Annotated in this window: 15 protein-coding genes and 2 pseudogenes; all 17 read left to right on the top strand. The window is 48.6% G+C overall.

The annotated features are described in order from the left end of the window. Nucleotides 1-103 precede the first annotated feature (103 nt). Complete coding sequence (locus MELB17_RS05270) at nucleotides 104-1,087, top strand: hypothetical protein (protein WP_007349108.1); 984 nt, start codon at nucleotides 104-106, stop codon at nucleotides 1,085-1,087. 71 nt (nucleotides 1,088-1,158) lie between these two features. Further along, entirely contained in the window at nucleotides 1,159-2,424 is a 1,266-nt protein-coding gene (locus MELB17_RS05265) for a site-specific integrase (protein ID WP_007349107.1), read from the top strand. Continuing rightward, nucleotides 2,417-4,147, top strand: coding sequence for a hypothetical protein (locus MELB17_RS05260; protein WP_007349106.1), 1,731 nt, complete (start codon nucleotides 2,417-2,419; stop codon nucleotides 4,145-4,147). Before MELB17_RS05265 ends, MELB17_RS05260 begins: the two co-directional genes overlap by 8 nt. Next, nucleotides 4,144-6,177 (top strand): hypothetical protein, encoded by a 2,034-nt coding sequence (locus MELB17_RS23175; protein WP_007349105.1) that lies wholly within the window; start codon nucleotides 4,144-4,146, stop codon nucleotides 6,175-6,177. Before MELB17_RS05260 ends, MELB17_RS23175 begins: the two co-directional genes overlap by 4 nt. Next, on the top strand, nucleotides 6,158-6,610 hold the full coding sequence (locus tag MELB17_RS05250) for a hypothetical protein (RefSeq protein WP_007349104.1): 453 nt from the start codon (nucleotides 6,158-6,160) through the stop codon (nucleotides 6,608-6,610). Before MELB17_RS23175 ends, MELB17_RS05250 begins: the two co-directional genes overlap by 20 nt. 207 nt (nucleotides 6,611-6,817) lie before the next feature. After that, the gene (locus MELB17_RS05245) at nucleotides 6,818-7,021 is read left to right on the top strand and encodes a helix-turn-helix domain-containing protein (protein WP_007349103.1); all 204 of its coding nucleotides are present in this window, start codon (nucleotides 6,818-6,820) and stop codon (nucleotides 7,019-7,021) included. A 94-nt stretch (nucleotides 7,022-7,115) separates the two neighbouring features. Continuing rightward, nucleotides 7,116-8,069: a type I restriction-modification system subunit M gene (locus MELB17_RS05240; RefSeq protein ID WP_007349102.1), complete on the top strand. Its 954-nt coding sequence runs from the start codon at nucleotides 7,116-7,118 to the stop codon at nucleotides 8,067-8,069. A gap of 180 nt (nucleotides 8,070-8,249) precedes the next feature. Beyond that, nucleotides 8,250-9,014, top strand: a pseudogene (gene istA, locus MELB17_RS05235) (IS21 family transposase); the annotation flags it as partial. A 130-nt stretch (nucleotides 9,015-9,144) separates the two neighbouring features. Continuing rightward, nucleotides 9,145-10,389: a tyrosine-type recombinase/integrase gene (locus tag MELB17_RS05230; protein WP_036183635.1), complete on the top strand. Its 1,245-nt coding sequence runs from the start codon at nucleotides 9,145-9,147 to the stop codon at nucleotides 10,387-10,389. Continuing rightward, nucleotides 10,386-11,324, top strand: a complete 939-nt coding sequence (locus tag MELB17_RS05225; protein ID WP_007349099.1) for a tyrosine-type recombinase/integrase — start codon at nucleotides 10,386-10,388, stop codon at nucleotides 11,322-11,324. Before MELB17_RS05230 ends, MELB17_RS05225 begins: the two co-directional genes overlap by 4 nt. Beyond that, entirely contained in the window at nucleotides 11,317-12,312 is a 996-nt protein-coding gene (locus MELB17_RS05220) for a tyrosine-type recombinase/integrase (protein WP_007349098.1), read from the top strand. The genes MELB17_RS05225 and MELB17_RS05220 overlap by 8 nt, the downstream gene beginning before the upstream one ends. Nucleotides 12,313-12,428: 116 nt before the next feature. Beyond that, a pseudogene (locus tag MELB17_RS05215) lies at nucleotides 12,429-13,211 on the top strand (Mu transposase domain-containing protein); the annotation flags it as partial. 11 nt (nucleotides 13,212-13,222) lie between these two features. Next, nucleotides 13,223-13,963 carry an IS21-like element helper ATPase IstB gene (gene istB / locus MELB17_RS05210; protein WP_007349096.1) on the top strand — a complete coding sequence of 247 codons (741 nt, stop codon included), beginning with the start codon at nucleotides 13,223-13,225 and terminating at the stop codon, nucleotides 13,961-13,963. A 51-nt stretch (nucleotides 13,964-14,014) separates the two neighbouring features. Next, nucleotides 14,015-14,731, top strand: coding sequence for a type I restriction-modification system subunit M (locus MELB17_RS05205; protein WP_085988695.1), 717 nt, complete (start codon nucleotides 14,015-14,017; stop codon nucleotides 14,729-14,731). Continuing rightward, nucleotides 14,728-15,897, top strand: a complete 1,170-nt coding sequence (locus MELB17_RS05200) for a restriction endonuclease subunit S (protein WP_007349094.1) — start codon at nucleotides 14,728-14,730, stop codon at nucleotides 15,895-15,897. The genes MELB17_RS05205 and MELB17_RS05200 overlap by 4 nt, the downstream gene beginning before the upstream one ends. After that, nucleotides 15,890-17,179, top strand: coding sequence for an AAA family ATPase (locus tag MELB17_RS05195; RefSeq protein ID WP_157133246.1), 1,290 nt, complete (start codon nucleotides 15,890-15,892; stop codon nucleotides 17,177-17,179). The genes MELB17_RS05200 and MELB17_RS05195 overlap by 8 nt, the downstream gene beginning before the upstream one ends. Further along, nucleotides 17,176-20,289 carry a type I restriction endonuclease subunit R gene (locus MELB17_RS05190; protein WP_007349092.1) on the top strand — a complete coding sequence of 1,038 codons (3,114 nt, stop codon included), beginning with the start codon at nucleotides 17,176-17,178 and terminating at the stop codon, nucleotides 20,287-20,289. Before MELB17_RS05195 ends, MELB17_RS05190 begins: the two co-directional genes overlap by 4 nt. Nucleotides 20,290-20,352: the final 63 nt, after the last annotated feature.

The raw sequence follows: 20,352 nt of genomic DNA, 5'->3' as shown, positions 1-20,352 counted from the left end.
TTTGCATTTGAGCATTAAAAACAGCATTAGAACTCCTGAATGCTCGATTCATTGCTGACTCAACAATCAATCGAGCATTAAAGTACAATCGGATGGAAGAAGCATGCAGCCACTGGACAAAATCCTCAGAAACCAACTGGAACGCGCCGTTAAAAACGCCCGCGACACCGCCGAAAAAGGCGCCCACGCAGCGCTGGGCCAGCTGGGGGTAGCCGACCCCGCAGCAGCCGCGCACCTGAGCGACACTGACCGGGAACTGCGCCGTCGCTTGCGCGCCCATGGCCGCCAGCTAGGAGATTCCCTGAATGGGGGCAAAGTTCAGAGCATGGACCGCCTGGTGGAAGAAGTGGCCTACGAGCATTGGCATCGCATGTTGTTTGCTCGGTTCCTAGCGGAAAACAACCTGCTCATGTACCCCGACCCAGACGACCCGGTAGCCATTACCCTGGAAGAATGCGAAGACCTGGCCGCCGACGAAGGCGCTGCCAACGGCTGGGAACTGGCCGCCCGCTATGCTGCCCAGATGCTGCCGCAAATCTTCCGGCTAGATTCTCCGGTGTTCCAGCTCAACCTGCCGCCAGAGCACCAACAAGCCCTGGAGCAATTGGTCTCTGGTTTGCCACAGGAAACCTTCATTGCCTCCGACAGCCTGGGCTGGGTGTATCAGTTCTGGCAGGCCAACAATAAAGAGCGCATCAATAAATCCGAAGTGAAAATCGGCGCCCGAGAACTGCCCGCCGTTACTCAGCTGTTCACCGAGCCCTACATGGTCAGCTTTTTGCTCGATAATAGTCTCGGCGCCTGGTGGGCAGCCCGCAAGCTGACGGAAGATGATCTGAAAAACGCCCAAAGCGAAGAGGAACTTCGCCAAAAGGCAGCAATTCCCGGCGTACCGCTCGACTACCTGCGATTCGTTAAAGTGCCCTCTCCCCATGCGGGAGAGGGAGAAGGCGAGGTCTGGACCCCAGCTTCCGGCACCTTCGATGCCTGGCCGGAAAATCTAGCCGACCTGAAAACGTTAGACCCCTGCTGCGGTAAACGTTACATACCTTCTTTTAATCCCACACCACACATGCTTCAATGGTGACAAATTAAAAGGCTCTTTGTTCAGATGGAAACCCTTACTGAATAGCATTGAGCTGTTCAAGGGGGAACCAAATGGCCAGTCTTGAGTTTATTCATTACCTACCACGACGAGCAGAGATAAATGATGGCTCATTTCAGTGGAAAGATTTAAAAAGAAAACCAATCAAAAATCTTCCACAAATTGTTTGGGAAGATAATTCAACCTGGGCAGAAGCCAACCTATGGGCTTTGGGCCAAGCAACATCCTCAAAGCGTGATATAAAAACAGTCCGCTCTAATTTGGGCCACCTTCTTGGCTATGCGAAATGGTTGGAAGCCGAGTCGATTACTTGGTGGCATTTTCCAAAAAGAGAAAGTGAGCGATGCCTTATACGATTTAGGGGGGCTTTAGTAGCAGCAAGAAATAATGGCGAGCTTGCTCCAAGCACTGCGTCACAAAGAATGGCGGCAGTGATCCGTTTCTACAAATGGATGCAATCACGTCGGCTTATTTCACCGGAATGGCCAATGTGGGAAGAACGCTCTGTAGGAATAACTCTCACTAACTCATTTGGTCTCGAACACACGATGCGCGTGGCTAGTACTGATCTCTCGATACCTAATCGCAAAGTCGCCGGAGCAATCCAATTAGAAGATGGCTTATTGCCCGTGTCCATTTTGGCAATGAAAGAAATACTGGCTTTGGCAGATAAAACGTCGTCTGAAGAGCTTTCGCTGATGCTTAGGATAGGCTTCTTTACTGGATTACGATTAGGTTCCATCACTGACCTTAAAGTAAAAACATTACAGGATGCCACGATTGTTCCAGAGGTTGGTTGGAAGCGTTTAGTAGTTGGACCCGGAGCAAGGCCGCCAGTAGCAACAAAATATAGTGTTTCCGGAGCGGTGCCAATTCCAGAAGAGTTACTTGATCTTCTGCTCGATTATTCAATTAGCACAAGGCGTTTAAAGCGGCAAGCATTAGCAAGCCTTGAAGATCAAGGCCTGCTTTTTCTTACACGTTATGGAAACTCATATAGTGGTGATGATAGCCGAGCCGTCAATGTGGAAATGTCTAGACTTCGAGCTACTGGTAAAAAGATAGGACTAAAAGTGTTGCGAGGCTTTCACTTTCATAGAACTCGAGCAACCTTCGCAACTGAGTTAATGAAGGTCGCACTTAAGTTTATGCCCGTTAGTGATGCAATTCAGTTTGTAAGAGAATCCTGTTTGCACAGAGATGAAAGCACAACAATGAAATACATAAAGTTCATCGAAGCGAATAAGGCAATGGCTGAAGCAGCAGATGAATTTACTAACTTATTCATGGGGCTTGCAAAAGGATGTGCTGATGAATGACCTCAACCTAACATTTCCCAGTTTTCCTCTAGGCACACATCAAATTCCGTGGAATTTAAGAATACTGTTATTCAAAGATGCTGCAACGATACCTCGTAAAAAGGCAATGAGTTTGATTGACGATGGGGCATTTGGAGAGCCAATCGAAGAACGATTTCCACTAGTTATTGCATTTCATGAAGCTATTTCTTCTATGATTAGCCTCGGAAAATCGCGGGCACTGATTGGGTCTAGCTTAGAAGTTCTTTGGCACTTTTTAGCATGGTCGGACACCAATTCAGAACACATCTCTCGAGAAACATTAATCGATATTTTTAAGCGATGGACTGAGTTACAAATTCATAGATATCAAATCAAAAACGAAATAAGCGCCATTTCTGCATATCGTCAAACATCAAAAATGGCAAATCTAATCGCAAAAGTATTGCAACTTCCAGGGGCTAAACCCGGAGGAACCTTATTACTGCAAACAAGAATGAGAAAACCGCCAGATAAGAAGCACGTTTTAGGGACAAATGAGGATAAGCAGAATCTAAGTCACACATTCGAGTATGGCCATGTATTAACAAAAATATGCGGCGCATTGGATCTCACAACGGTACGAGGAAAACTCCCGATATTCATAGATGTCGGCAGTGATACGGTGCTGACATTAGCGGGGAATTTAATAGACCTAGAAATGGATACAAACTCTATAAAAGATATGACTATAAGGCGCAATGCTGAGATTGCCAGAGCGCCATTGAAGAATAATGAAAGCCTGTTCGATAAGCATAAACGCTCTGGAATACTGAACCAAAGAGTAGAAGCAGAATTGCTTATATTTATTGCGCAAACTGGAATGAATCTGACACAAGCAGCGAGCCTTGAAAAAGAGAGCTATCGGTGGAAATCAAACGGTGAAGATCTTGAGGTCTTTCGGGTTTATAAAGGCCGCCGTAGTGGTGAGGCCATTTTTCGTTGTTTCAAATCGTATAGGGAGCACCTAGAAAAATATATGGTTTGGCTAAATGGAACGGGGTTTAGTGATCATGACAATCGATTATTCCCTCTTTTGAGTAGAGGCATGATTCGCGTGAAAGGCGCTAAGGTGCTGTTTTCTACCACCAAAGTGACGTTCAAGAAAATAAATCTAGCGTTTATTGGACCTCAGCAACTGCGTAAAACCCGTGTAAACTGGTTGCTTAGACGTAGCCGAGATCTAGATCTGACTGCTGAACAAATGGCACACGATAAAGGTGTCCTTCTACGTGACTATGAGATGCCACACCATCAATCAGCAGCAGCAGAAATTATTAAATTTCACTGCGCTACTGATCCTACTTTTTCGCCGCCTGGTCCAGGCGTTTGCATTGATGAGAGTCACGAGCCCGAGTCAATCCCAAGCCTCGCAAACGAAGCGCCAAAACCGGACTGCATTAGCCCGGAGGGCTGTCTTTTTTGTACCAAACATCGAGATATTATGAGTTCCGAGTATTGCTGGAAACTTGCTTCTCATTTACATATCAAAAGTTTAGAAACAGCTTTGTATAAACCATCACAGAAACAAGAAATACATCCAGGTTATCGCGTCATCGATCGAATCACTCAAAAACTTGATGCGATTGCCTCGGGTAGTCAGATTCGAGCTATGTGGGTTAAAGAAGCTAAAGATTCAATACGCTCTGGCAGGTATCACCCATATTGGGACGGACATATCAGGCTGTTAGAGGTGCTTGTATGAATATCGCTGAGCTTCCGGGATTACAAATTGATTCAACGATAGTTACGTCGGATGCTGAAAACTTTAAGCCGACTAGTTGGCCACCTTCGACGGATTTTCCAGTGATTACTGATGCTCAAGGCAATGTGGTTTCGCGTTATGGTGACGTTCGTTGGGATCTATCGCCATGGGCAGGCCACACGCTAACCATTCATTTTGGAGATGGTCCAGGGCAAGGAAAAAGAATAAGTCCAGAGAATGCCGCTTTGTTGCGTCAAATAGTTGCTTGGTGGCTTTGGGGCACGGCGGCTGTACGCTCGGCCCGTTCTTTGGTTTATAAGTTTGAGTCTATCAAACCGCTATTTGTAGCATGCACAGACAACGGCATATTGGCGACGGAGTTATATAAGTTCCCCAGAGTAATAAAAGACGTTGCTAACTATTACATTGCTAGGGGAAATCAGCTTATCTCATACCTAAATGCGTTGAGTTATGCCGAGGAGCAATTAGGGTTTACCGTACTCAACGAAAAAGGGATGAAAATTCTCAGCGAAGCTTTGCCAAATATTCAGGAAACACAAACAGCCTATATTCCAGTTCGCATATGGAATTACCAGATTACCAGATTGCGAGAATGTCTAGATGACTTTATAGCCCATAAAGATGACATCGAAGCTTGTTACAATTTTTGTTTAGATGCTTATGAAAAGAATGCGGGAGGCAGTCTGTCGATGGCTTTTGGAGGGCTTCGAGATGATTCCCCGTTTAACGGCGCCCGTTCTGTCGGCTTGCAGAGATCAGGTAAGGTGTTTTATGGCATATTTCGAGAAACAACTAGGAATTATAAAATAGAACGGCTTCTAGAAAAGTGGTGTAACACTGAAAATAAGATGGCACCAGTCACTCTTTCTAGCTATTTGAGTCTAGTTTGCCAGGTTGGCCTTGCGTATATTCTGAACTTCTCTTTGATGCGTGTTGAAGAAGGTGGAAAACTAAGAACCGACTGTTATGAGGTCGAGTCCGACCCGTTGGGTAATGATATTCATCTTTTAAAAGGTATTACGACTAAAACTATTGAAGATGGCGACGCACGCTGGATTGTTTCACCAACTGTAGATATTGCAATTGAAGCGATGACAGTTATTGCAAGTATGCGAATGAAAGCTGCCATAGAAAACCCGTTCATCGAATTAGCTAAGGAGGATATTGATAATCCAGTCTTGCAGTCTCTAACTCATGAGCCATGGAGCCCAAGGACACCGCGCTCACAGCCAATTAAAAAATTCAAAAAGGCGAGATCCTATGGAGACATATGGAATATCTGGCCAAAACTATTTGATGCTAAAGAACTGACTATCACAGAATCAGATCTGGAGATGGCTAACCGGTTGACTGACGGACTTGATCCGGAAAAATTTGCCGTAGGAAAGCTATGGCCATTAGCGTGGCATCAACTACGGCGCACCGGTGCGGTAAATATGCTAGCCAGTGGCTTGGTGAGTGAAGCTTCACTTCAGTACCAACTTAAGCATGCCAGTCGTGCCATGAGCCAATACTACGGCAAAAACTATTATCGCCTAAAAGAACCTCTGAACGACGAAGCTCGTGGTTATTACCTCCGTGAAATGTACCAGGCAATGGTCCGTGAATTTAAGTCTTTACAATCCGATCAATATGTTTCTCCCCATGGTGAAAAACGGAAAGATCAGATTCTGCACGAGATATCTGAGAAAGATCATAAACAGCTAATCAATGCGGCAAAAGCAGGTCGGATAAGTTACCGACAAACTTTCTTGGGCGGTTGTGCAAACTCAGGGCCACCCTGCCCATTGGGCGGTATTAGCAATATAAGCTCATGTATGGGGTTCGGTGAAAAAAAACCATGTATATCCGCGTTATTGAATAAAGAAAAACTACCGGTAATAAATCAGCTTAGAGAAGTGGTTTCTATTCAGATTAATGAGGCTGAAGAAGGGTCACCTATGCATGAATCATTACAGGCACAATTAGAATCTGCGGAGCGAGCAATCAATGTCATCGAAAGCCGTTAAGCCAAAGAAAATAAGTAAAGCTGAATTAAAGTTTCGAGATGCCTTTGAACGTCTCAAACTTGGAAAGACAGACATACTCCCCAAAGGCACACCACTGAGCCAGAACAATGTTGCTAAAGAAGCTGGCGTAGATTCTTCTGCGCTTCGTAGAGCACGATTTCCTGAGTTGGTTTCAGAGATTCAAGATTGGATCGAGACCCACAAAGATGAGCAAACCCAAAAATCGCCTAGGCAAATGATGCTTGCTCAAAGGTCGAGAAACAGGGATCTAAAAGAGAAATACAAGGCTCTGGAGGAGCAGCGCGATAAGGCTCTAGGCCAATTGCTGGATGCCCAAGCACGCATTCTGGATATTACCCTGGAGAACCAACGGCTCCGTGCCCAACTGCCAGAGAGCAATGTCCGGCACCTTTCAGATCCATCGAAGCGGTAGCCTCCAATGGCGCGATGCCCCGATTATACTGAAGTTACACGCAATTACGCATGTAGCTCGTAACCCCGCGTAATTTGAAAATAACCAAGTCACTTTTTTAGTGTCAGGCCTACATAATTCAATTTCAGCTCACAAAATGCTACGAAAATCAATAATTAGTGGTATGCTCAGGTGCTATTTCTAAAACGAAACGCTAGAGGCACAACCATGATCCGCTGCCATCTCGCCCGCATGATGGGCGAACACAAGATGCGTATTGCCGACGTTGCCAGAGAAACGGGGCTCAGCCGCGCTACGATAACGCTGCTCTATAAAGAAACGGCCCAGAAAGTGGATCTGGAAGCCATTGAGAAGCTGTGCCTACTGTTTGAATGCCAAGTAGGCGATCTACTTGAGCTGACACAACAATAAACAAGGTGCCCGTTAAAGATAAAAATCATTTGATAAGACATTTAACGACACCTAGTAAACGACTAACACCAAGAAAAGCAACAGGAAAAAAAACATGACAAGCATCCAACAACGCGCCGCCCTGCAACGCCAAATCTGGGCCATTGCCAACGATGTGCGCGGCTCAGTAGACGGCTGGGATTTCAAACAATACGTACTTGGTACCCTGTTTTACCGTTTTATCAGCGAGAACTTTGCCCTCTATATTGAAGCCGGTGACGACAGTATCAATTACGCCGCGCTTAGCGATGAGGTGATCACGCCAGACATCAAAGACGATGCCATTAGAACCAAGGGTTACTTCATCTACCCCAGCCAGATGTTTGCCAATGTCGCCAAAAATGCCAACAGCAACGAAAGCCTGAATACTGACTTGGCCGCCATCTTCGCCGCTATCGAAGCCTCGGCCAGTGGCTACCCCTCCGAAGACGACATCAAAGGTCTGTTTGCCGATTTCGATACCACCAGTAACCGACTCGGCAATACCGTTAAAGACAAAAACCTGCGTTTAGCGGCGGTGTTGAAAGGCGTGGCGGGCTTGGATTTTGGCCATAATTTTTATGAAAAGAGTGATGCCGCCCAGATTGACTTGTTCGGCGATGCATACGAATTCCTCATCTCCAACTACGCCGCCAATGCTGGTAAATCCGGTGGTGAATTCTTTACCCCGCAGCACGTTTCCAAGCTGATTGCCCAGCTTGCCATGCACAAGCAAACCAGCGTTAACAAGATTTATGACCCAGCGTGTGGTTCCGGCTCGCTGCTGCTGCAAGCCACCAAACACGTCGGCCCGCATTTTATTGAAGAGGGCTTTTTCGGCCAGGAGATCAACCACACCACTTACAACCTGGCGCGGATGAACATGTTTTTACACAACATCAATTACGACAAGTTCAATATACAGCTGGGCAATACCCTAATAGACCCGCATTTTCTAGATGACAAACCCTTTGATGCCATCGTCTGCATATTCCGGCCCATCATGAACACCCATTCCGGACGAACGTGAACACCCGTTCTGGTTTAACGTGAACAGCCATTCCGGCTGAAGGTGAACACTTTTCAGTGATTTTCCGGAATCGGTGTTCACATTCCCGGAATCGCTGTTCACGTTCAACCAGAATCCTTCTTAACGCATTGTTTATTCAACCGCTTGCTACTCTGATTCCTTTTTTTGGGGATCAGGGCCATGTCAGCAAAGAGAATGCCAATGCGTAAAATCAGAGAAGTACTTCGTCTGCGGCTGGAAGCCGGGCTCTCAATCCGGCAGATCAGCGCCAGCACCAAGACCAGTGTCGGAGCCATTCAGAAGGTCTTGGCTCGGGCCGATGCCTTAGAGATTGTCTGGCCGTTGCCAGAGGATCTGGACGATGGCCGCCTGGCGGCCATGTTTTATCCCGGCTCCGATCCCACCACATCGTCACGCCATCAGGTGCCTGACTGGACGACGGTTTATCAGGAGCTCAAGCGCAAAGACGTCACCAAGCTGTTGCTGTGGGAGGAGTACACCGCTCGGTACCCCAACCGGTGCTACAGCTACTCCCAGTACTGCGACCGTTACCGCCACTGGCTGAAGCAGCAAAGGCGCTCCATGCGCCAGACCCACAAGGCCGGTGAGAAGTGCTTCGTGGATTACTGCGGCCCCACCGTGCCCATCATTAACCCGCAAACGGGCGAGATCCGCACGGCTCAGGTGTTTGTCGCCGTGCTGGGTGCGTCGAATTACACCTACGCAGAAGCCACCTGGAGCCAGGGCTTGCAGGACTGGTTGCTGAGTCACAGGCGCACCTTTGAATTTTTTGGCGGCGTTCCGGAGATGGTAGTTCCCGATAATTTGCGCAGCGGTGTCAGCAAAGCCTGCCGGTACGATCCGGATTTGAACCCCAGTTACCAGCAACTGGCGGCGCATTATCAGGTCGCGGTGCTGCCGGCACGGCCCTACAAACCCAAGGATTATGTCCTGCCGAAAATTATGTGCTGGCAACGCGCCAAGACCACGCGACGCAAGGGTAAGGGTTGCGACTACGCAACATAAGTAATCAACTTGATACTGGTATGTCTACATCCGCAAAGGAGGACACACCATGTTCAACACTCTGTTCATCCGCCCAAGTGCGCTGATTCGCCACCGTACCGGCCCCCATGCAGAATCCAGAATACGCTTTCTCGAGCATTGCTCAAATCAAGGCTATCCTCGTTCGTCATTGCAGAAAATCGCCTGGGTACTGTTGGTCTTTTCGCAAAGCATTGACCTGAGCAGACCGGATCGAATAACACGGCAGGAAATCGTATATGCGGTAGAGCATCGTATCCGTTATGCCCGACGACCGGAGCACGCCACAGACTCAAGAAGCTCGCGACTGATGTTTATCCATGTCGCGACAGCATGGTTACGCTTCCTGGGCCGCTTGGAGGAGCCCCAAAACCAACCGAAACGCTTTGCAGAGCAGATCGACACGTTCGTCAAGTTCATGCGCGATGAGCGTGGGCTATCGCCCGCGACCATTACGTTCCGCAGTGAACAAGTCACCCACTTTCTCTCGACTATCTGCGGCCCCGACATTTCGCTGGCCGCGATAACCATTAACGATGTCGACGCTTATCTTTCTTATCAGGGCAGCCATGGTTGGAGCAGGACGTCGCTACACACCCTGGCAGATGCATTGCGCAGTTTTTTCCGCTATTCAGAAGCGCAAGGGTGGAGCAGCGGAATCGCGGCGTCCGTAGATGCTCCACGAATATATGCACAGGAAGACTTACCCCTCGGACCCACTTGGGAGCAAGTACAACAACTCATTACCAGTTTCTCCAGCAATAACGCAGTGGATATCCGTGATCGCGCCATCGTCCTGTTGCTGGCCGTCTATGGATTGCGCAGCGGTGAAGTGACGCGGCTTCGCCTGGGGGATGTGGACTGGGTAGGCGAGATCCTCCACATAACGAGGCCAAAACAACGCTGCACCCAACAATACCCTTTGGATCCGGAAGTGGGTGATGCGATTCTGCGTTACCTGAAGGAGGCTCGACCCCGATGCTCCTCTCGCCAGTTGTTTATGGCGCTCAATGCACCTATTCGTCCCCTCATGCCCAAATGCATAACCCCTATCGTCCATTCACGTCTCGATGCCCTCGGTATTCATGTTCCGCGGCGCGGTGCGCATTGCTTGAGGCATGCCTGTGCTCGGCACCTGTTGGCAGCCAGCTTCTCTCTGAAGCAAATCGGCGATCAGCTCGGCCATCGAAGCGCTTCATCTACACGGGTGTACGCCAAGGTTGATCTTGATGGGCTTCGGCAGGTAGCGGAACTCAATTTGGAGGGATTGCTATGAGACTCTACGATGTCGTGGACGAATATGTGGCTTATAAACGCGCACTTGGCATGCGCTTCTATACCGACGCCAACATCCTTCGATCATTCTGCCGTCGCGCGGGAGATGTACCGCTGATCTCTGTTACGGCCAATCAGATACGGACCTTTTTGGACGGTGATACGCCGCTTTCCAGTTTTTGGCAGCGTAAGTATACGGCTCTTTCCGGCTTATATCGCTTCGCGCTGCCGCGCGGTTATGTCGACGCTTCTCCGCTACCTTGCCGCCGCCCTAAGCTTCCCCCTCCTTTAGTCCCTTACATCTATTCGCCGGCCGAACTCAAGCGCTTGCTGGACGCCACGCCGGGGGCCTGTGGTCGGCAGGTCCCGATGGACGCGTATGTCTTTCGCACCTTGATCCTGCTTTTATATGGCGCCTGCCTTCGCCTTGGCGAAGCGCTGCGTCTGACAATGAACGATGTCGATCTTGATCAGGCCATCCTGTGTATTCAGAAAACTAAATTCTACAAGACGAGGCTGGTGCCGCTAGGGCAGGACCTGAATCTGGTATTGAAGCAGTACGCACTGCGACGCAATGCCACTCATTGCAAGGAAGCTACTGCACCCTTCTTCTGTTTCCGGGATGGCCACACATTGAGTCAGTCCGCGGTGCGGAGCGCTTTTCGACGACTGCGCTCCCAAGCGGGCGTTCAGCGCAATGACAGCGCCCGCTACCAGCCACGATTACATGATTTGAGGCACACTGGCGCCGTCCATCGATTGGTGTTTTGGTATCGTAGCGGGGCCGATCTACAACGCTTGCTACCGCAGCTTGCCACTTACCTCGGTCATATCGATCTCTCCGCTACGCAACGCTACCTCACGATGACCCCAGAATTATTGCGCGAAGCAAGCATGCGCTTTGAGCGTTACTCCAAGGGGGAGCATCATGACTAATTCAATTTTTCTGGGTCCCTGGATCCGACGTTTCCTGCTCGAACACCTGGTGGCCGAGCGCAATCTCGCCTTGAATACCCAAAAAAGCTACCGCGACATGCTTATGCAGTTGCTTCCCTATTTGGCTGGAAAAGCTAATAAAGCGATCGACCGTTTAACGGTTGATGATTTCTCCCCGCAGGCCGTCCGTCTATTCCTGTCCCATATGGAACAACAACGCAACTGCACAATAAGCACCCGCAATCAGCGCCTCGGGGGCATTCATGCCCTGGCGCGATTCATTGCTGAGCACAGCCCAGAGCATATCGGTTGGTGTGCTCAGATTCGCCTGATTCCGTTCAAGAAGACCAGCCAACCGGCGATTATATATCTGGATAAACCGGAGATGGATGCGTTGTTGGCGGCACCCGATGATCATACCGAGCAAGGGCGGCGCGAGCAGGCCTTGCTATTGTTCCTTTACAACTCCGGGGCACGGGTCAGTGAGGCAGTGCAACTGAAGATTGGGGATATTGATTGGCATGCCCAGTGCGTCAGGGTTGTCGGCAAGGGAAACAAACAGCGGCGTTGTCCACTCTGGACTTCCACACTCGAACGATTGCACGTGCTGGTTGATGGGCGAGAAGCAACTCAGCCGGTCTTTCTCAATCGATGTCATCAGCCGATGACCCGTTCAGGGATCCACACGCTGGTCAAACGTTGCGCTGCCCGTGCCTGTGCTCGTGCGCCTTCGCTACTGAATAAACCGGTAAGCCCTCATGTCATTCGGCATAGCACCGCCTGCCATCTATTGCAGGCAGGCGTCGACATCAACACGATTAGGGCCTGGTTGGGACATGTCTCCCTGACCACCACCAACATCTATGCCGAAATCGATCTGGAAACCAAGGCTCGGGCGTTAGCAGCCTGCTCCGTTTCTGAGGGGGTAGTCGCTAGAACACGTTGGCGAGATCAGCCCGACCTAATAGAGTTCCTGAGGACATTATGAACAAAAATTATGTAGCGTTCTCGACCCGCAACGTCAATCAGAATGCGAGCTGTGAAGCTGGACCGCACATAATTTTCGGCAGGACATAATCCTTGTTATGGACTCGAGTCCATAACAAGGACAAATCCAAGGCGGAGGTGGGTGTACAGATCGTTGAACGCTGGATCCTGGCCCGGTTACGCCACTACACCTTCTTCACTTTGGCCGACCTGAATCAGTGCATCCGGACTCTGCTGGATGACCTGAACAGCCGGCCGTTCAAACGACTGCCGGGCAACCGGCAGGAAGCCTTCGAGAAGCTGGATCAGCCAGTCCTGAGGGCATTGCCCAAACACCCCTATGAGTACGTCGAGATCCGACGTTGTCGGGTCAATATCGATTACCACATCGAGTTCCATCAGCATCATTACTCGGTGCCACACCAGTATGTGGGAGAGCAGGTGGACATCCATGCCAGTGAGCGCCTGGTGCAGATCTACTTCCGGCAGCGACAGATCGCAAGCCACCCACACAGTCATTCGTTCGGCATCACCACCGAGTCAGGGCACATGCCCACCCGCCACCGAAAGCAACAACAGTGGACGCCGGGTCGTCTCAAGAACTGGGCCCGGGACATTGGGGCAGACACCCTAATCTGGGTCACTGGCCGGCTGGATGAGCGGGAACATCCGGAACAGGCCTACCGGGTCTGTCTCGGGTTACTTAACCTGAGCAAGGCCTACCCCGGCCCCCGACTGAATGCCAGTTGCCGTATCGCTAATCGGGAGGGCCTGAACCGGCTGAAACACATCAAGGCCATTCTCCAAAGCAACCGCGACACACTGCCGGAACAACTGTCCTTGCACGCAGACCTGCCCCAATACCACGAGAACATCCGTGGCCCGAAGAGCTTCCACTAGGAGACACCACCATGAGCATCCTCAAGACCCTGACACGACTGAGAGACCTGAAACTGGGCGGCATGGCCGCCGCCCTGGAGCATCAACAAAACCAGCCGGGCACCTATGACGAGCTGTCGTTCACCGAACGTCTGGAGTTGTTACTCGACCGGGAGTTCCAGACCCGGGAACACCGGAAACAGGATCGCCTGGTTCGCCAGGCCCGCTTCAAGCTCCGGGCCTCGGTTCAGGACATCGACTACCAGCACCCGCGCAATCTCAAAAAAGCCCAAGTGGCTCAGCTGGCCCAGACCGATTGGCTGGAGCGAGGACAAAACCTGCTGATCACCGGCCCCTGTGGCAGCGGCAAGACGTACCTGGGCTGTGCCATAGGCCATCAGGCTTGTCTGAACGGTCTCAGTGCCCGGTACTACCGGATCTCCCGGTTATTACTGGAACTGACACAAGCCAAAGCGGATGGCACCTACCAGAAAACCCTCAACCAGCTGGCCAAAGTAAATCTGCTTATTCTGGACGACTGGGGACTGGAAGCCCTGAGCCCGGCGCACCGAAACGACCTGATGGAGATCATGGATGACCGGCACGGCACTCACTCGACGATGATCATCAGCCAACTGCCCATCGATCAGTGGTATGCCGCCATTGGTGACAACACCCTGGCCGACGCCATCCTGGACCGGCTGATGCACAACGCCCATCGCTGGGCTCTGAACGGAGAATCAATGAGAAAAAGACTTCAGGATATTGACTGAACGTGAACACCCGGGGTAAAAACCTCGGTGGGTAATGCGTTAAGAAAAAAGGTGTTCACGTTCAACCGGAATGAGTGTTCACGTTCGCCGGAATATGCAATCGTCTCCAATCCGCCGTATTCGGTGAAGTGGATAGGCAGTGATGATCCAACCCTGATTAACGATGATCGCTTTGCCCCCGCCGGTGTGCTTGCGCCCAAATCCAAAGCCGACTTTGCTTTTGTGCTGCATGCACTCAGTTACCTTTCCAGCAAAGGCCGCGCTGCCATTGTCTGCTTCCCCGGTATTTTTTACCGTGGCGGTGCCGAGCAGAAAATTCGCCAGTATCTGGTGGATAACAACTATGTGGAAACGGTGATTTCACTTGCGCCCAATCTGTTTTTTGGCACCACCATTGCGGTGACTATTCTGGTGCTCTCCAAACATAAAATCGATACCACAACCCAGTTTATTGATGCCAGTGGTTTATTTAAAAAAGACACCAATACCAACACCCTGACCGATGCACACATTGAACAGATCATGCAGGTGTTCGATAGCAAAGCGAATGCCGAACACCTTGCCCAGTCCATACCTTTTGAAACCATAGCTGCCAACGACTACAACCTGTCGGTGAGCAGCTATGTGGAAGCCAAAGACAATCGCGAAGTGACCGACATTACAACGCTCAATGCCGAGTTAAAAATCACCGTCACCAAGATCGATCAACTGCGTAAGGATATTGATGGGATTGTGGCCGAAATTGAAAGCGAAGAGGTTAAGGCATGAGCAAGCTGAGCACTATGAAAAAGCTGCTGGATGGCGTTGAGGTGGAATGGAAGGCGCTGGGGGATGACGACTTTGTTGAGGTGGCGAATAGTGGACGGAAGCCTGTAAAAGCGTCCCTACGTGTAGCTGGAAAAACACCATACTACGGTGCGAATAATATTCAGGATTATGTCGATGGCCATACTCACGATGGCGAATATGTTCTTATTGCTGAGGACGGCTCAGCAAGTCTAGAAAATTACTCTATTCAATATGTCAGCGGGAAATTTTGGGCGAATAATCATGTTCATGTTATTCGTGGAAAGTCTGGACTGAACACAAGATTTTTATATCACTATCTTTGTATTGTTAATTTCATCTCATTTTTAACGGGTGGAGGGCGAGCAAAGCTAACTAAAGGGAAAATGGTTGAAATTCCCATCTCCATCCCATGCCCAGAAAACCCAAAAAGATCGCTAGAAATCCAAGCCGAAATCGTCCGCATTTTGGACACCTTCACCGAGCTGACCGCCGAGCTGACCGCCGAGCTGACCGCCCGCAAAAAACAATACAACTACTATCGCGACCAGTTGTTGAGTTTTGGAGAAGGGGAAGTGGAGTGGAAGGAGTTGGATGATGTGTTTGATATTTTTGCAGGTGGCGACGCGCCTAAAGGAGCATTGTCAAATATAGAGACAGAAGAGTTCAATGTGCCAATTTTATCTAATGGAATAGGAGACAGGTCTTTGTATGGTTGGACTAATAAAGCAAAAATAGAAAAACCAAGTCTAACAATATCTGCGCGAGGCACGATAGGCTGGACAAGCTTTAGAGATAAACCATTTTTCCCTATAGTGCGTTTACTAGTTTTATCGCCAAAGATTGACTTGAATTTGAAGTATGCTTACTACTTTATGAAAACTATAGAGGATGCTTATAACGTACCCCAAAATGGCATTCCTCAACTTACCAAACCGATGGTAAAGGATAAAAAATTTCCTGTCCCATCTCCAGGTGTTCAAGCCCGTATAGTCGCCACCTTAGATAAATTCGATACTTTAACCAGCTCAATCACCGAAGGCTTACCCCGTGAAATTGCATTGCGCCAACAGCAATATGAGTATTACCGCGATTTTCTGTTGAGCTTCCCAAAGCTAGATGCCAAGGTCGCCGCCCGATATGAGTAATACATTAACTGAAATAGCCAAAAAATTAAGTACACCCGAAACCGATTTAATGATGGTCAAATTATCGGGAAAGAAAAAAAAGAGAAATAATACTCAAGTAAAGAACGCTAAGCCTATACCTAAAATGCAACTTATTTATGCATTTAATGGCTCGGGAAAAACGCGCTTGTCTCGTGAATTTAAGCAGGTGGTCGCTCCTAAGGAAGGTGAAGAAGCTGAGCTTTCACGCAACAAAATACTCTACTACAATGCCTTTACCGAAGACTTGTTCTATTGGGATAACGATTTGGAAGGTGATGCCGAACCGAAACTTAAAATTCAGCCGAATTCGTTTACGGATTGGATTTTAAGAGACCGAGGGCAGGATAGAAATATTATTGAAAACTTTCAACGCTATACGGATGACAAGCTGACACCAACTTTCATTGAGAAAGACAAGTCAATACATGAAGGTGGAAAGCGGGTTGTAACCAAAACCTTTCCAGAAGTAGTGTTCTCCTACGATCGAGGAACGGAGCGAACTGGTAGCATTAAAATATCTAAGGGCGAGGAAAGTAACTTCGTCTGGAGTGTTTTCTACACGTTACTGGAAGAGGTTACTTCGATTCTGGATGAGCCAGATCCGTCTAAACGTGATGATAATCAGTTCGATAAACTGGAATACGTGTTTATTGATGACCCAGTAAGTTCGCTTGATGATAGCCACCTAATCGAGTTGGCGGTCGACCTGGCTGGATTGGTTAAGTCAAGTAAATCTGATCTTAAGTTTTTTATTACTACACACAGTCCACTATTTTATAACGTGCTATGTAATGAGCTAAGCAACAAGGCCCATGAAAAGCAACCTGATGAAACATACAAACTAACATACAACCCTAATAAAGAATTTAAGAAATACCGGTTAGAAAAGAAGGCTGACGGCCTATTTCAGATGATAGAGCAACCAACAGACTCACCGTTTTCGTATCACCTTTTTCTCTTATCTGAGCTTCAGGTGGCTATAGAGAACGGTCAAATCAGAAAGTATCACTTCAACTTTATCCGGAATATCTTGGAGAAGATGGCAACATTTTTGGGTTACAACTACTGGCCTGCGCTATTGCCGAAAACAGCAGAAGGTAAACCCGATCCATTTGCCAAACGAATTCTTAATCTATCCAGCCACTCTGCCCATGCAGGCGAAGAAGTCGCAGATATTGAAGATAAAGACAAAGAGAAACTGGATGTTTTAGTAAAATATTTGATTGAAACCTATGATTTCAGGAATCAGGAAGCACAATGACCAACTACAAAACCATCGCCGAATCGAACAATTTTATCGTTCTTGATAAATACAACAAAGAATGGAAAGTGGCCGAGAGTTACCAGAGCGAAGGTGCGTTAGAGCGCGAGTTGATTCAGGATTTGCAAAATCAGGGCTATGAGTACCTGCCTGCCCTGAATAACCCGCAAACCATGCTGGCCAATGTGCGTGAGCAATTGCAAACCCTGAATAATGTGCAATTTTCCGAGGGTGAGTGGCGACGTTTTGTGGAGACTTATCTGGACAAACCTAGCGACACCATCCTGGATAAAACCCGCAAGATCCACGATGACTATATTCACGACTTTGTGTTTGACGATGGCCGCATTCAAAACATCTATCTGCTTGATAAAAACAACATCACCCGCAACAAAGTGCAGGTGATCAAACAGTTTGAACAAACCGGCAGCCATGCCAATCGTTATGATGTGACTATTCTGGTGAACGGCTTACCGCTGGTACAAATCGAGCTGAAAAAGCGTGGCGTAGCCATTCGTGAAGCCTTTAACCAGGTGCATCGTTACAGCAAAGAAAGCTTTAACAGCGAGGATTCGCTGTATAAGTACTTGCAGTTGTTTGTCATCTCTAACGGCACCGATAGCCGCTATTTTGCTAATACCACCCAGCGCAACAAAAACAGCTTCGACTTCAGCATGCACTGGGCGAAGGCAGACAACAGTCTGATTAAGGACCTAAAAGACTTTACCGCCACCTTCTTCCAGAAAAACACCCTGCTCAATGTGTTGCTGCATTATTCGGTGTTTGATGTGAGCGGCACATTACTTGTTATGCGCCCCTACCAGATTGCTGCCACCGAGCGTATTTTGTGGAAGGTGAAAAGCACTTATGAGGCAAAAAACTGGAGCAACACGGAAAGTGGCGGTTTTATCTGGCATACCACCGGCTCTGGTAAAACCTTAACCAGCTTTAAAGCCGCGCGTTTGGCTACAGAACTGGCGTTTGTCGACAAGGTGTTTTTTGTGGTCGACCGAAAAGACCTTGACTACCAGACTATGAAAGAATATCAGCGCTTTTCACCCGACAGTGTGAACGGCTCAGACAGTACCGCAGGTTTAAAGCGCAATCTGGATAAAGATGATAATAAGATCATAGTCACCACCATTCAGAAGCTCAACAACCTGATGAAAAACGAAGGCGATCTGCCCATCTACAACAAGCAGGTGGTGTTTATTTTTGATGAATGCCACCGCAGCCAGTTTGGTGAAGCTCAGAAAAACCTGAACAAGAAATTCAAACGGTTCTATCAGTTTGGCTTTACCGGCACGCCCATCTTCCCGCTAAACGCTTTAGGTGCGGAAACCACCGCCAGCGTATTTGGCCGTGAATTGCATGCATATGTGATTACCGACGCGATACGCGATGAGAAAGTGCTCAAGTTCAAGGTGGACTATAACGATGTGCGCCACAAATTTAAGGCTATTGAAACTGAACAGGATGAGGAAAAACTATCTGCCGCCGAAAACAAAGAGGCCCTATTGCACCCAGAGCGCATTCGCGAAATTTCCCAGTACATTCTGAACAACTATCGCCAGAAGACCCACCGATTGCAGGCGAACGCCAATGGCTTTAATGCTATGTTCGCCGTGAGCAGTGTGGATGCAGCTAAACTCTATTATGAGTCGCTGAATAAGTTGCAGGCCGACCCTTTATATAAAAACAAGGAAAAGCCTCTGAAAATCGCCACCATATTCTCATTTGCTGCCAATGAAGAGCAGGATGCGGTGGGTGATATTCTGGACGAAAGCTTTGATGTCTCAGCCATGAATAGCAGCGCCAAAGAGTTTTTAAACGCGGCGATAGGCGATTACAACGCCTTCTTTAAAACCAACTTTAGTGTCGATAGCAACGGCTTCCAGAATTACTACCGTGATTTGGCCAAGCGGGTGAAAACCAAGGAAATCGATTTGCTTATAGTGGTGGGAATGTTCCTCACCGGCTTTGATGCCCCTACGCTCAATACTCTGTTTGTGGACAAAAACCTGCGTTATCACGGTTTGATGCAAGCCTTTTCGCGCACCAACCGCATTTATGACGCCACCAAAACCTTCGGTAATATTGTCACATTCCGAGATCTGGAAATGGCAACCGTGGATGCTATCACCCTATTTGGCGATAAAAACACCAGAAACGTGGTGCTAGAAAAGAGCTACAAGGAATACATGGAAGGCTTTACCGATGTGGTGACCGGTGAAGCCAGACGCGGCTTTATGGATGTGGTGAGCGAGCTAGAGCAACGCTTTCCTGATCCGCCCGCCATTGAAAAAGAGTCCGATAAAAAAGACTTTGCCAAACTCTTTGGCGAATACCTGCGCGTAGAGAACGTGCTGCAAAACTATGATGAGTTTGCCAGCCTGAAATCCCTGCAAAGCCTTGACATGACCGACCCCGAAGCGGTTGAAGCGTTTAAAGCAGAACATTATTTGGATGATGAAAAACTGGCTGAGTTACAGGCCATACGCCTGCCAGCCGAACGAAAGATTCAGGATTACCGCTCTACCTACAACGATATTCGCGATTGGCAGCGCCGACAAAAATCAGCAGAAGGAAAAGAAAAATCCACCATCGACTGGGATGACGTGGTGTTCGAGATAGACTTGCTGAAATCCCAGGAAATCAACTTAGATTACATTCTTGAGCTGATTTTCGAGCATAACAAGAAAATCAAAAGCAAAGCCGATTTGGTTGACGAAGTGCGCAGGGTGATCCGCGCCAGCCTCGGCAACCGCGCGAAAGAAAGCCTGTTAGTGGATTTCATCAATCAAACCGACCTGGATCAGATTGGCGAAAAGTCCAGCGTGATTGAAGCATTCTTTTCCTTCGCCCAAGTTGAGCAGCAACGAGAAGCCGAGGAGCTGATCAACGCAGAAAGCCTGAATGCTGAAGAAGCTCGACGCTATATCACCACCTCGCTCAAACGGGAGTACGCCAGCGACGCAGGAACTGAGCTTAATACCATTCTGCCCAAGATGAGCCCGTTAAATCCGCAATACCTCACCAAGAAACAGAGTGTGTTTCAAAAGATCGCCGCGTTTGTGGAGAAGTTTAAAGGTGTGGGTGGGAAAGTTTAATAAATGGACAAAGCAGTACTTATTATCGGGTTACACCACATTGATTGATTGTGATTATGTGGT

The organism is Marinobacter sp. ELB17, from assembly GCF_000169375.1.
GTDB lineage: Bacteria > Pseudomonadota > Gammaproteobacteria > Pseudomonadales > Oleiphilaceae > Marinobacter.
The sequence above is the reverse complement of the archived record's forward strand: the minus strand, read 5'-3'. Positions and strand labels throughout refer to the sequence as shown.